11 protein-coding genes are annotated in these 13,273 nt (G+C 76.4%); 6 read left to right on the forward strand and 5 right to left on the reverse strand.

Annotation, left to right across the window (positions count from 1 at the left end; genetic code table 11):
• The first annotated feature begins 57 nt into the window (after positions 1 to 57).
• A complete protein-coding gene (locus QSK52_RS04200; protein WP_285733714.1) occupies positions 58 to 945 on the forward strand; it encodes an LLM class flavin-dependent oxidoreductase in 888 nt (295 codons plus the stop codon).
• A gap of 15 nt (positions 946 to 960) precedes the next feature.
• Here QSK52_RS04200 and QSK52_RS04205 read toward each other — a convergent pair whose 3' ends face one another.
• The gene (locus tag QSK52_RS04205; RefSeq protein ID WP_285733715.1) at positions 961 to 1,434 is read right to left on the reverse strand and encodes a hypothetical protein; all 474 of its coding nucleotides are present in this window, start codon (positions 1,432 to 1,434) and stop codon (positions 961 to 963) included.
• A gap of 164 nt (positions 1,435 to 1,598) precedes the next feature.
• Between QSK52_RS04205 and QSK52_RS04210 the strand changes: the two genes are divergently transcribed.
• Positions 1,599 to 2,666, forward strand: a complete 1,068-nt coding sequence (locus QSK52_RS04210; RefSeq protein ID WP_285733717.1) for a ParB/Srx family N-terminal domain-containing protein — start codon at positions 1,599 to 1,601, stop codon at positions 2,664 to 2,666.
• A 76-nt stretch (positions 2,667 to 2,742) separates the two neighbouring features.
• Here QSK52_RS04210 and QSK52_RS04215 read toward each other — a convergent pair whose 3' ends face one another.
• Positions 2,743 to 3,477: an SDR family NAD(P)-dependent oxidoreductase gene (locus tag QSK52_RS04215; protein ID WP_285733719.1), complete on the reverse strand. Its 735-nt coding sequence runs from the start codon at positions 3,475 to 3,477 to the stop codon at positions 2,743 to 2,745.
• Between the two features lie 70 nt (positions 3,478 to 3,547).
• Here QSK52_RS04215 and QSK52_RS04220 point away from each other — a divergent pair, with 70 nt between their 5' ends.
• The 4 genes from QSK52_RS04220 (at position 3,548) to QSK52_RS04235 (ending at position 6,983) form a co-directional block, all read left to right on the forward strand.
• Positions 3,548 to 4,489, forward strand: a complete 942-nt coding sequence (locus tag QSK52_RS04220) for a LysR family transcriptional regulator (protein ID WP_285733721.1) — start codon at positions 3,548 to 3,550, stop codon at positions 4,487 to 4,489.
• Between the two features lie 136 nt (positions 4,490 to 4,625).
• Positions 4,626 to 5,069, forward strand: a complete 444-nt coding sequence (locus tag QSK52_RS04225) for a hypothetical protein (RefSeq protein ID WP_285733723.1) — start codon at positions 4,626 to 4,628, stop codon at positions 5,067 to 5,069.
• Positions 5,070 to 5,164: 95 nt separating this feature from the next.
• Positions 5,165 to 6,094 (forward strand): hypothetical protein, encoded by a 930-nt coding sequence (locus QSK52_RS04230; RefSeq protein WP_285733726.1) that lies wholly within the window; start codon positions 5,165 to 5,167, stop codon positions 6,092 to 6,094.
• 76 nt (positions 6,095 to 6,170) lie between these two features.
• Entirely contained in the window at positions 6,171 to 6,983 is an 813-nt protein-coding gene (locus tag QSK52_RS04235; RefSeq protein ID WP_285733728.1) for an HAD family hydrolase, read from the forward strand.
• A 13-nt stretch (positions 6,984 to 6,996) separates the two neighbouring features.
• Here QSK52_RS04235 and QSK52_RS04240 read toward each other — a convergent pair whose 3' ends face one another.
• From QSK52_RS04240 to cydD, 3 genes are read right to left on the reverse strand one after another with little or no spacing between them, the layout of a single operon-like run.
• Entirely contained in the window at positions 6,997 to 7,899 is a 903-nt protein-coding gene (locus tag QSK52_RS04240) for a DUF72 domain-containing protein (RefSeq protein ID WP_285733730.1), read from the reverse strand.
• A 51-nt stretch (positions 7,900 to 7,950) separates the two neighbouring features.
• Entirely contained in the window at positions 7,951 to 9,741 is a 1,791-nt protein-coding gene (locus QSK52_RS04245; RefSeq protein WP_285733733.1) for a sensor histidine kinase, read from the reverse strand.
• 58 nt (positions 9,742 to 9,799) lie between these two features.
• Positions 9,800 to 13,243: a thiol reductant ABC exporter subunit CydD gene (cydD, locus tag QSK52_RS04250; protein ID WP_285734412.1), complete on the reverse strand. Its 3,444-nt coding sequence runs from the start codon at positions 13,241 to 13,243 to the stop codon at positions 9,800 to 9,802.
• Positions 13,244 to 13,273 lie beyond the last annotated feature (30 nt).

Here is a 13,273-nt window from a genome sequence, read left to right on the forward strand (position 1 = left end):
CAAGCATACCGCCGGTATGCACGTTCCGGCTGGTCTTCGGCGGCATAGTGTCGGGCCATGCGACTGAGTACGGTGATCCTCCCCATCCACCGGTGGAGCGAGGGGCAGAAGGTGTGGCGGCGGGCCGAGGAACTCGGCTTCCACGCCGCGTACACGTACGACCACCTGAGCTGGCGGAGCTTCCGGGACGAGCCCTGGTTCGGGTCGGTGCCGACGCTGACGGCGGCGGCGTGCGCGACGGAGCGGATCAGGCTCGGCACGCTGGTGACCTCGCCCAACTTCCGGCATCCGGTGACGCTGGCGAAGGAGCTGATCACGCTGGACGACGTCTCGGGCGGGCGGTTGACGCTGGGGATCGGGGCGGGCGGGGTCGGGTTCGACGCGACGGCGCTGGGGCAGGAGGCGTGGTCGGCGAAGGAGCGGGCGGCGCGGTTCGGGGAGTTCGTGGGGCTGCTGGACGCGCTGCTGCGCAACGACGCGGTGACCCGGGAGGGGCAGTACTACTCGGCGGTGGAGGCGCGGAACGTCCCCGGGTGCGTGCAGGCGCCGCGGGTGCCGTTCTACGTGGCGGCGACCGGTCCGCGCGGGCTGAAGCTGGCGGCCGAGCACGGGCAGGGCTGGGTGACGTACGGGGACCCGCGCGGTCCGGCGGACGTGCCGGTCGAGCAGGCGCCGGAGGTGATCGCCCGGCAGGTCGAGAAGCTGGCGGCGGCCTGCGAGGCGGCCGGGCGGGACGTCGGCGAGTTGGAGAAGGTGCTGCTGCAGGGGTCGACGGCGGAGAAGCCGCTGCAGTCGGTGGACGCGTTCGTGGACTGGGCCGGCCGGTACCGGGAGTTGGGGATCACCGAGCTGGTGATCCACTGGCCGGTGCCCGGATCGATCTTCGAGAACGACCTCGGCGTCTTCGAACGGATCGCCACCGAGGGCCTGGCGCAACTGGGCTGAGCCGGGGCGGGCCGGTCAGCGGCGGCGCCGGACCCGCTGGAGGAGCGAGCCGAGCGGGTCGGCGCAGCCGTAGTACAGCCGCTGCCCCAGGCCCTGCACCCCGGACACGCACCGGCGCCACCGGAACCACGGGGGCAGCTCGGCCCACGGGACGAAGGTGAGGACGTCGAGGACGGCGTCCTGCGCCTCGTGGTGTGGGCCGAGTTCGCGCAGCCGGGCGTAGATGCCCGGGGAGAGGCGGCCGAAGACCCGGGTCATGTCCCCGGCGGCGACGCAGCCGAGTTGGCGGGTGTAGAGGTCGGGCGCGTGCAGGGCGCGCTCGACCCGGGGGGCGACCAGGGCGAGGTCGGGGCAGCGGAGGACCATCCGGATCACGGCGGTGCCGGCCAGCCGGTCGCCCCGGTCGAGGGAGGCGTCGACTTCGGCGGGGGTGCGGACGGCGTCCAGTCGCCGGTCGAGTTCGGCCGCGGTCGCGTCGTGGTCGGTCACGGGTGCTTCCTCTCGGGGCGGGCCGTCAGGAGAACGGTAGGACGGGAGAGGGGCGCGGTCGGATCGTTCATCCGCGTTCTCCCGGCGTCCACGGCGGTGCCTCCGGGTGTTGGCCGGTCGCTGGCACGCTCACGGCCACATCCAGCCGTCCCGCAGGGAGCACCATGCGATTCCGAGTCCCGTCCGCCGTGCCGCTGCTGGCGGTCGGCGCGGCCCTGGTCAGCGTCGCCACCACCGCGCCGGCCGCGTTCGCCGCGCCCGGCGCGCCGGGTGAGCGGCCGTCGTTCTGCGGCCACGACAACCGCAGCACGCCGTTCGCCCCGTACCTGTGCGCCCGGCCGGGCCAGTTGCTGGACGTGCGGATCGGCGACGTGCACCCGACCCAGCCGTCGCTGGGCTACGACGAGGTGTACTACAAGCTCGGCCGCTACACGCTGGGCAAGGACGCGATCAACAAGAAGTTCAGCGACTGGTGCGAGGCCGACGGCCGGGTCGAGGCGGTCGCGGTGCAGCCGGGCGCACGCCTGGACGACCCGTCCTCGTTCACCTGCGCGCTGCCGGTGGGCGGCGAGACCGCGGACAGCACCGCCGCGATGAAGACCGTGGTGATCGGCCCGGGCGGCGAGCCGTTCCTGACGGACGGCCACCACACCCTGACCTCGTTCTACGAGACCCCGGACGGCGGCGCGGACCTGCACGTGCGGCTGCGGGTGCTGGCCAACCTGAGCACGCTGACCCGGAAGGACTTCTGGGCGCAGATGCAGGCGAACAAGTGGGTGTACCTGAGCGACCCCGCGGGCCGCCCCGTCGAGGTCAACCGGCTGCCGAGCTCGGTCGGGCTGGCGAACTTCCAGGACGACGCGTACCGCAGCCTGCTCTACTTCGGCCGCGACATCGGCTACACCCAGGACTCGGTGCCGTTCCAGGAGTTCTACTGGGGCAGCTGGATCCGCGACCGCTCCGGCGTCGACCTGTCCGGCTGGGACCGGAACGACCTGACCAGCTACCTGGCCGCGGTCGAGGCCACCACCCGGGCGATGACCGCACTGCCGAGGACCGCCCCGGTCGACAGCGGCTTCACCGCCGGCGACCTGGACGCGCTGGACCGGTGGAACGCCGGGAAGGCCGCCGACAAGGGCGAGTTCGGCAAGCTGAGCAAGCCGTACGCGGACGCCAAGCCGGGCAAGCTGGCGTACGCGCTGGAGTACAAGCGGGTCAACGGCCTGGGCTGACCGGCCGCTCGAACGCCCCGCCGGTGCGCGGTTCCGGCACCGGCGGGGCGTTCGCCCGCGCACGGGCGGCGCGCTCTCACCAGGGGATCGGCCCGTCCTCCGTCAGCAGGGCGCCCGTCGGGCCGTCCTCGCCCACCGTCGCCAGGGCGACCGCGACGGCCGCGCCCTCCCCCGCCGTGCGCACCCCGCTGTGCCGGTTGAGGTCGGTCGCGCAGTAGCCGGGGCTGACCGCGTTGACCAGGATGCCTTCGGCGCGCAGTTCGTTGGCGTAGAGCACGGTGACCGCGTTCAGCGCGCTCTTCGAGGTGCAGTACGGGAGCAGGACGGCGGTGTAGGGGGCCCACGGGCCGTCCGGGTCGGACAGGTGGGAGAGCGAGCCGAGTTCGCTGGACATGTTGACGATGCGTCCGGCGGCGGAGCGGCGCAGCAGCGGGAGCACGGCGTTGGTCACCGCGATGACGCCGAACACGTTGGTCTCGTAGACCTCCCGGACGGTGGCGGCGGAGGTCTCGCTCGGCCTGCGGTGCCCGACGGCGATCCCGGCGTTGTTGACCAGGACGTCGAGGCGGCCGAAGGCGGCGTCGATCCGTTCGGCGGCGGCCCGGACCGAGCTCTCGTCGGTGACGTCGAGCGGGAGGAAGCGGGCGTCGGCGCCGTCGGCGCGGAGCTCCTCGGCGGCCGCCTCGCCGCGCTCGGCGTCGCGGGCGCCGATCAGCACGGTGGTGCCGAGGGCCGCGAGTCCGCGCGCCGTCTCCTTGCCGATGCCCTTGTTGGCGCCGGTGACCAGGGCGATCTTCTGCGGTGTCGTCATGCCCCAACCCTCCCTTCTCCCACGGCCGGTGGGGAAAGACCGGGAGGCTCTGGACCTATAGTCCACGGGTATGAACGAGCTGGAGGTACGGGAGCTGAGGTACTTCGTCGCGGTCGCCGAGGAGCTGAACTTCAGCCGGGCCGCGCAGCGCCTGCAGATGGCGCAGCCCCCGCTGTCGAAGGCGATCGCGCAGTTGGAGTCCCGGCTCGGCGTGCGCCTGTTGGAGCGCACCACCCGGCAGGTGCGGCTGACCGCCGCCGGGCAGGTGCTGCTCGACGAGGCCCGGCTCGTGGTCGACGCGGTGCGGGCGGCGGCCCGGCGCACCCGCCGGGCCGGACGGCCGACGCCCCGGCTCGTCGTGGCGGTCAAGCCGGGCGGCGACGCCGGACTGCTGGGGGAGGTCCTGGCCGCCTACCGGGGGGCGGACCCGCGGCTGCCGCCGCCCGAGGTCGTGGTCGGCGGCAGCGGGGAGCCGGTCGCCATGCTGCGGGACGGCCGGGCCGACGTGGCGCTGCTGCGCAGCCCGTTCGACGGGCGGGGGCTGGACTCCCAGCCGCTCGTGGTCGAGCCGCGGCTGGCCGTCCTGCCCGCCGCGCACCGCCTGGCCGGTCGTCGGCGGCTGCGGCCGGGCGACCTCGCGGGCGAGCCGGTGCCGCGCTGGCAGGGGGCCGACCCGGCCGACGCCGCCTACTACGCGGGGCGCGACGGGACGGGCGACGGCCGGACCGGCCCGGTGCCGGACGACGCTCCCGAGGGGCCGCTGGTGGCCAGCGTCGAACAGCTCCTGGAGGTGGTCGCGCTGGGCCAGGCGGTGGCCTTCCTGTCGCTCTCCACCACCGAGCGGCACCGGCGTCCGGACCTCGCCTACCGGCCGGTGGTCGGCCTCAGCCCCAGCACGGTCGTGGTCGCCTGGCCGGAGACCTCGCGGTCCGCTGCGGTCGCCGCCTTCGTCCGGGCCGCCCAGGACGTCGCCGCCCGGCAGCCCGACCCGCTGGCCGACCCGGCCCTCTGACCGGGGCCCTCGCCGGAGCCTCCCGCACGACCGCACGACTGCACGACCGCACGGCCGCACGACCGGACGACCGCACGACCGGACGGGCATGCGGACGCACGGTCGTTCGATACCGGGAGGGGGTATGGTGAGCGGGATGACGGAGTGGACGGCGCGGGCCACGGGAGCGGCACCGGCCGGGCGGACGGCCGCCCGGTGGACGGTGCTGTGCGCCCTGCTGCTCGGGCTGTTCCTGATGCACGGCAGCCCGGCGAGCGCCACCGGCTGCCACCCCGCACAGACCCCCCGAACCGCGCACCCCGCGCACCCCGCACGGACCGCCCACCCCGCCCGGCCCGGGCACGCCGCGGACCACCCGGCCGTCAGCACGCCGCTCCCGCACGGGAGTTCGGCGTCCGCCTGCGTCTCCACCCCGGCCCGCGACCGGCTGCCGCTGCCCGCCCCGGGCCCGGCCCTGCCGCCCGCCCCGCCGCACCCGCAGCTCGCGGGGCCGCCGGGCACCGGCGCGGAGCGGGGCGGACGGGCGCCGCCGGACGGCGGGCGGGACCTGCTGCTCCTGGTCTGCGTCGCCCGCAGGTGAGGGCGCCTCCCGGCCCGGTCCGCACCCGCGCGACCGGCCGGGCGCCGCGTCCTGTCCGTGACCGCGCACCCGCGCGCACCCTGGAGCGACCTCCGATGACCCGTACCACCACCCCCCGCCGCCGCGCCCTGCTCGCCGCCGCCGCGGCCGCCGCGCTCTCCCTCACCCTGGCCGCCTGCGGCGGCGACACCGACGGCACCGACGGCACCGGCGACATGAGCGGCATGCACCACGCCGCCTCCCCCGCCGCCACCGCCTCCCCCACCGGCCACGACATGGCCGGGATGAGCCACGGCCCGGACGGCGCGGGCAGCGGTGGCGCCGCCGACGGCCCGGCCGCCGAGCGGGGCGGCTACCGGCTGGACGGCGCGCTGTCCGGCGCCGAGTACCGGTTCACCGTGACCGGCCCGGACGGCAGGGCGCTGACCTCGTACCGGCCCGAGCAGACCAAGGAGATGCACTTCTACGCGATCCGCTCCGACCTGTCCGGCTTCCGGCACCTGCACCCCGCGATGGCGCCGGACGGCACCTGGACGGCCCCGCTGGAGGGCCTGGAGCCCGGCGACTGGCGGGTGTACGCCTCGTTCGTCCCGGGCGCGGGCAGCGGGGCGGGCACCGGCCTGGTGCTCAGCCGCACCGCGACGGTGCCCGGCGCGGCCACCCCGGTGCCGCTGCCGCCCGCGGCCACCAGCACCACCGCGGACGGCTACACGGTGACCGTGGCGGGCACCCCGAGGGCCGGGGCGGCCGGGGAGCTGACCGTCACCGTCAGCAAGGACGGGCAGCCGGTCACCGACCTGCAGCCCTACCTGGGGACGTACGCGCACCTGACCGCCTTCCACGCGGGCGACCTGGCGTTCGCGCACCTGCACCCGGAGTCGGAGGCCGCCGGGAGCGCGGGCGGCGGCCCGACCCTGGCCCTGCACGCCGAACTGCCGCAGCCGGGGAACTGGCGGCTGTTCCTGCAGTTCCAGACCGGCGGCACGCTGCACACCGCGGCGCTCACCCTGGACGTCGCGGCCTGACCCCGGCCCGGCCCCGGACCGGACCCGCCCGCACCGGGCGGGTCCGGTTCCCCGGCGAGTGCGCGAAGATGGACGGATGACCGCCTCCCCGCGCCCCCGTCTGATCGCCACCGACCTCGACGGCACCCTGCTGTGCTCCGGCGGCACGGTGACCGCCCGGACGGCCGCCGCGCTGGCCGCCGCCGAGGCCGCCGGGGTGCAGGTGGTGTTCGTGACCGGGCGGCCGCCGCGCTGGATGCGGCACCTGGGCGCGCACATCGGCGGCCACGGCGTGGCGATCTGCTCCAACGGCGGCGCGGTGGTCGACGTCCGGCGCGGCGAGCTGCTGGAGACCTACCCGCTCGACCCGGCCGGGACGCTCACCGTGGTGGACCGGCTGCGGGCCGAACTGCCCGGCACCGCCTTCGCGTTCGAGTTCCCCGGCGGCTTCGCCCGGGAGCCGGGGTACGACGTGCTGATGTGGGAGTCCGACCAGGAACACCCGGTCGGCACCGCCGCGGAGCTGCTCGCCGCCGGGCAGGTCGAGGGCCTGTTCAAGATCCTGGGCAAGCACCCCGACCTCTCCCCCGACGCGTTCCTGGACCGGGCCCGGGCCGCGGTCGGCCCGCTCGCCGAGGTGACCCGCTCCAGTCCGATCCCGCTGGTGGAGATCAGCGCCCCCGGTGTCACCAAGGCCAGCAGCCTGGCCCGCTGGTGCGGCCAGCAGGGCATCGACGCCGCCGAGGTGGTGGCCTTCGGCGACATGCCCAACGACCTGGAGATGCTCGCCTGGGCCGGGCAGTCCTACGCCGTCGCCAACGCCCACCCGCTGGTGCTGGCCGCGGTCGGGCAGCACACCGTCAGCAACGAGCAGGACGGCGTCGCCGCGGTCATCGAGACCCTGCTCTGACCTCCGCCCGCCCTCACAGGCCCAGGTCCAGCTCCGGCTCCCGGGGCGGCTCCGGCTCCCGGGGCGGGTCCAGGCCGAGCAGGCCGGTCATCGTCTCGGCGGCCCGGACGGCGGCGTCGGCGCAGCAGTTGTTGAACAGCACGTGCACCTCCCGGGCCCGGTCGGCCATGGCGCGGACCCGCTCCACCCAGGGGGCGAGTTCCGCGGGCGCGTAGTCGTGGCGGAAGCGGTCCTCCTTCGAGCCGGTGCCCCAGGCGGGGCTGCGGCCGTGGAAGCGGACCACCGCGAGGTCCGGGGAGGTGACCGGGGCGACCGGCGGCATCGAGGTGGGCAGGCCCTGGGCGGTGTCCACGGCCACCGCGGCCGCGTCCAGCTCGGTCAGCAGCGCGCGGGTGTCCTCGGCGAGCTCCGGGCGCCACCAGTCGGGGTGGCGGAACTCCACCGCCAGCGGCCAGCCCGCGGTGCGCTCCCGGCAGGCCCGCAGCACCGCCCGGGCGGGGGCGCCCGGGGTCAGCCGCGGCGGGAACTGGAAGAGCAGGGTGCCCAGGCGCCCGGCCGCCCGCAGGGGTTCGAGGGCGCCGCTGAACCGGGCCCACGCCTCGTCCAGCAGCCCGGGGTCGTCCCGGCGGGCCGTCCGCAGGTCGGCGGGGAGCGCGGCGGCCCGGGTGGGGTGGCCGGTGAGCAGCGAGAACGCCTTCACGTCGAAGCGGAAGCCCGCGGGGGTGCGCTCGACCCACAGGGTGCTGTTGCGGGTGCTGGGCAGCGCGTAGTACGTGGCGTCGACCTCGACGACCGGGAACCTGCTCGCGTAGTGGCGCAGCCTGCCCTCGGCGTCCCGGTGGCCCGCCGGGTACCAGCCGCTGGCCAGCAGCTCCCGGTCCGTCCAGGAGCACGCACCGACCCTGATCTCTCCCATGCGGCCGCGCCTTCCCCGTCCGGGCCCGGTGTAACGGCCGGGCCGCCGTCGTCAGAGCCGGGCGGTCCAGCGGACCCGGGTGCCCTTGCCGTGCGGTCCGGCCTCGTGCCAGGCATCGCCGCCGAGGGCCTCGGCGCGGCGGGTGAGGTTGCGCAGGCCGGAGCGGCGGCCGCCCTCGGGGATGCCGACGCCGTCGTCGGTGACGGTGAGCAGGACGCCGGGCGGGCCGGTGCGGCCCGGGGCGGGCGAGAGCGGGCGGCCGTCCTCGCCGAGGTGGACGGTGGCGTCGAGCTCGACGGCGACCCGGGAGGCGCGGGCGTGCCGGGCCGTGTTGGAGAGCATCTCGCGCAGCGCGGCCAGCAGTTGGCGGGAGGTCTTCTCGCCGACCAGGCTCTCCACCGGGCCGGTGAAGGTGACGGTGGGCCGGAAGCCGAGCGCCGCCGCGGCCTGGCTGCCCTCGCGCAGCACCCGGGTGCGCAGGGTGTCCGGCTCGTCGTCGGTGTCGCCGTGCTGGAGCGCGTAGATGGTGGTGCGGACCTCCTGGATGGTGGCGTCCAGCTCGTCCACGGCCTGGCCGATCCGTTCCTGCACCTCGGGGACGACGGCCCGGCGGGCCGCCGACTCCAGCATCATGCCGGTGGCGAACAGCCGCTGGATGACCAGGTCGTGCAGGTCGCGGGCGATCCGGTCGCGGTCCTGGAACACCGCCAGGCGCTGCTGGTTGCGCTGGTACTCGGCCAGCCGCAGGGCCAGCGCCGCCTGCGAGGCGAAGGTCTGGGAGAGCTGCCGCTCGGTGTCGGTGAACGGCACCGTCCCGGCCTCGCGCCACACGCACAGCGCGCCCAGCACCCGGCCCGCGGAGACCATCGGCACCGCCATCGCCGGGCCGAACTCCCGTGCCAGCCGGTCGAACTGGGCGTCGGAGCCGGTCTCCGGCGCGGTCGCCAGGTCGTCCAGGTAGACCGCCTCCCCGGCCAGCAGCCGGGGCGCGAAGCCGTCCTCCGGCAGCAGTTCGCCGGTCAGGTGGTCGGCCCGCTCGCCGGAGGCGTGCGCCACCCGCATCCGGTCCTCCCCCGCCGGGAGCAGGATCATCCCCAGGGCGCCGTCGGCGAGTTCGCGGACCTGCTCGGCGGCGACGGTGAGCGCGACCTGCGCCTCGTCGGTGGACAGCAGCGAGGTGGTGACCGCGGCCGCGCCGGTGATCCAGCGCTCGCGGCGGCGGCCCTGCTCGTACAGCCGGGAGTTCTCGATCGCCACGCCCGCGGCCGCGCCGAGCGCCAGCACCACCTGCTCGTCCTCGGGCGTGAACGAGCCGCCGCCCTTCTTCTCGGTCAGGTACAGGTTGCCGAACACCTCGCCGCGGACCCGGATCGGCACCCCCAGGAAGGACACCATCGGCGGGTGGTGCGCCGGGAAGCCGACCGAGCGCGGGTCGGTGGACAGGTCGGTCAGCCGCAGCGGCCGCGGGTCGTCGATCAGCGCGCCCAGGATGCCGCGGCCGGTCGGCAGGTGGCCGATCTCGGCGGCCGTCGCGTCGTCGATGCCGATGTGGATGAAGTCCGACAGGCCGCTGCCGTTCGGGTTCACCACGCCCATCGCCGCGTACGTGGCGTCCACCAGCTCGGCCGCGCCCGCCGCGATCCGCTGCAGCGTGGCGTGCGGGTCCAGGCCCGCGCCGACCGACACCACCGCCTCCAGCAGCCGCTGCATCCGGTCGGTCACCGCGGCGGCCGACTGCAGCCGCTCGGAGACCTCGGTGACCAGGGTGTCCAGTCCGAGCGAGGAGATCTCGGGGATGCGCGGCCGACCGCCCGTGGCGGCCGGCTCCTCCGGCGTCTGCATGCCACCAGTGTGCACGTACGTCCCGGTTTGACCCGTTTCCCGGGACGGTCGGGCCCGGTCAGGCCGCCACCCGCTCGCCCGCCCGTTCCCGCTCCGCCATCGCGGCCAGCCGACCGCCGGGCCGCGCCACCAGCTCCGACCAGCGGCCGCGCTCGACCACCCGTCCGCCGTCCAGCACCAGCACCTCGTCCACGCTGCCGTCGTCCAGACCGGCCAGCCGGTGCGTGATCAGCAGCGTGGTGCGGCCCGCGGTGGCGGCCAGCAGGTCGGCGGTCAGCGCGTCCGCGGTGGCGACGTCCAGGTGCTCGGCGGGCTCGTCCAGCACCAGCACCGGGAAGTCGGCGAGCAGCGCCCGGGCCAGCGCCAGGCGCTGGCGCTGGCCGCCCGACAGCCGGGCCCCGTGCTCGCCGACCATGGTGTCCAGGCCCTCCGGCAGGCCGTCCACCCAGTCCAGCAGCCGGGCCGCGGCCAGCGCCGCCCGCAGCGCCGCCTCGTCGGCGTCCGGCCGGGCCAGCCGCAGGTTCTCCCGCACCGAGCTGTCGAAGACGTGCGCGTCCTGCGCGCACAGCCCCACCACCCGGCGGACGTCCTCGCCCGCCAGCTCCCGGGTGTCGGTGCGGCCCCCCAGCAGCACCGCCCCCGCCGACGGCTCGACGAAGCGCAGCAGCGCCTGCGCCAGCGTGGTCTTGCCCGAACCGGACGCCCCCACCACCGCGACCCGCCGCCCGGCCGTCAGCTCCAGGTCGACCCCGCGCAGCGCGTCCCGCCCGGCGCCGGGCCACCGCACCGTCAGGTCCTGGACGGAGACCGGCAGTCGTACGGCGGGAAGCGGCTGCGGCGCGTCCGGCTCGCGGACCGGGAGCGGCGCGGCCAGCACCTGCTCCAGCCGCTCCCGGGCGGCCCGGGCCCGCTCCCGGTGGCGCACCGCCGTCGGCATCCCCGCCACCGCCTCGAACGCCGCCAGCGGCGTCAGCACCACCACCGCCAGGCACACCCCCGGCAGCGCCCCCGCCGCCACCGCGTGCACCCCCGCCGCCGAGGCCGCGACCACCGTCAGGCCCGACACCAGCGCCACCAGCCCCGCCGAGAGGCCGCCCGCGGCGGCCGAGCGGGCCGCCAGCCGGGTCAGTGCGCCGTCCGCGTCCGCCGCGGCGGCCAGCCGCCGCGGCAGCGCCCCGGCGACGGTCAGCTCCGCCGTGCCGGTCAGGGTGTCGACCACCGCGGTCGCCAGCTCGCCGCGCGCGGGGGCGTGCCGCCGCTCCGTCCGGCCCGAGACCCACCGCTCCAGCGCCGGGACGGCCGCGCCCGCCAGCAGCAGGCCCAGCGCCAGCACCAGGCCCGCCAGCGGCAGGAACGCGGCCAGCGCGGCCGAGGCGCCCAGCGAGACCAGCACGGCGACGGCGGCGGGCAGCCGCCAGCGCAGGTGGAAGTCCTGGACCGCGTCCACGTCCGCGACCAGCCGCGACAGCAGGTCGCCCCGCCGGAACTGCGGCAGCCCGGCCGGGGCCAGCCGCTCCAGCCGCCGGTAGACGGCCGTCCGGACGCCGCCGAGCGCCTTCAGCACCGCGTCGTGCGCGACCAGCCGCTCCGCGTACCGGAACACGCTCCGCCCGATCCCGAACGCCCGCACCGAGGTCACCGCGACCATCAGGTACAGCACCGGCGGCATCTGCGAGGCCCGCGAGATCAGCCAGCCGGAGGTGCCCATCAGCGCGACGGCGCAGCCGAGCGCGAGGGCGCCGAGGACGACGGCGAGCCAGAAGCGGGGGACGCGCTGCCGGGCGGCCCCTTCGGGCGGCAGGTCGTCGTCGTGCCGGGGCCGCGGGGCGGGTCCTTCCGCTCCGCGCAGTTCCTCGCGCCCCTGGTTTCGCCCCTGGTTTCGCCCCTGCGGGGCGGCGGTCGGCCCCGGCAGGTGGACGTGGTGGTCGGCGAGGGCCGTGAGCGCGGGGCGGTGGGTGATGAGCAGGACGGTGCGGTCCAGGGCGCGCAGGGTGTCGAGGAGGGCGGCCTCGGTGACGGGGTCGAGGTGGGCGGTGGGTTCGTCGAGGATCAGGACGGGGCGGTCGGCGAGCAGGGCGCGGGCCAGCGCGAGGCGTTGGCGCTGGCCCGCGGAGAGGCCGTGGCCGTTCTCGGCGAGGGGGGTGTCGGGGGTGGTGAAGTCGACGTGCGCGGCGGCGAGGGCGGCGGCGAGTTGGGCGTCGCTCGCGTCGGGGCGGGCCAGGCGGACGTTCTCGGCGACCGTCCCGGCGAACAGGTGGGGGTGCTGCGGAACCCAGGCGACCTGGGCGTGCCAGCTGGCCCGGTCGGTCTCGGCGAGGTCCTGCTCGCCGAGCAGGACGCGTCCGCCGTCGGGGCGGGTGAAGCCGAGCAGGGCGCTGACCAGGGTGGTCTTGCCCGCGCCGCTGGGGCCGGTGAGGACGGTGGTGCGCCCGGCCGGGACGGTCATCGAGAACCCCGACAGCGTCTCGCCGCCGCGGCCGGGGTGGCGGACGGTCAGCCGCTCGACCCGCAGGTCGGTGCCGGTGGGGGCGGGTCGGGTGCCGTCCGCGGGGAGCGGGGTCTCCAGGACCTCGAAGATCTTCCCGGCGGCGGCCAGGCCCTCCGCGCTGGAGTGGTAGAGGGCGCCGACCTGGCGGATCGGCAGGTAGACCTCGGGGGCGAGGACGAGGACCAGCAGCCCGGTCTCCAGGTCGAGGGTGCCGTCCACCAGCCGGAAGCCGATCGAGACGGCGACCAGGGCGACCGAGAGGGTGGAGAGCAGTTCCAGGGCGAAGGAGGAGACGAAGGCGAGGCGCAGGGTGCGCAGGGTGGCGCGCCGGTAGTCCTCGGTGATCCGGCCGATCGCCCGGGTCTGGGCGCGGGCCCGGCCGAAGACCTTGAGGGTGGGCAGCCCGGCGACCACGTCGAGGAAGTGGTGGGAGAGCCGGGCGAGTCCGGCGAACTGGCGGTCGGTGCGGGCCTGGGTGGCGTACCCGATCAGGACCATGAACAGCGGGATCAGCGGCAGGGTGACGCAGACGATCGCGGCGGACTCCCAGTCGGCGCCGAGGATCCGGGCCAGCACGACGAGCGGGACGACCACGGCGAGGGCCAGCTGCGGGAGGTAGCGGGCGAAGTAGTCGTCGAGGGCGTCGACGCCGCGGGTGGCGAGGGTGGCGAGGTCGCCGGTGCGGCGGCCGGTGAGGTGGGCGGGGCCGAGGGCGGTGGCGTGGTCGAGCAGGCGGCGGCGCAGGGTCGACTTGACGGTGGCGACCGAGCGGTGGGCGGTGAGTTCGGTGAGCCAGGCGACCAGGGCCCGGCCGAGGGTGACGGCGGCCAGGCCGAGCAGCTGCCCCCACAGGGGGGAGCGCCCGTCCTGGAACGCGCCGACCACCAGGGAGGCGATCAGCGCGGCCTGGGCCACCAGCAGGACCGCGCCCGCCCCGCCGAGCAGGACGGTGCCGACGAGGAAGGCGCGGGTGGTGCGGGCGTGCGCCAGCAGCCGGGGGTCGATCGGACGCATCCGCTGCTGGCGGTCCATGGGTTCTGCTCC

The sequence above is a fragment of the Kitasatospora phosalacinea genome (assembly GCF_030268885.1).
GTDB classification, from domain to species: domain Bacteria; phylum Actinomycetota; class Actinomycetes; order Streptomycetales; family Streptomycetaceae; genus Kitasatospora; species Kitasatospora phosalacinea_C.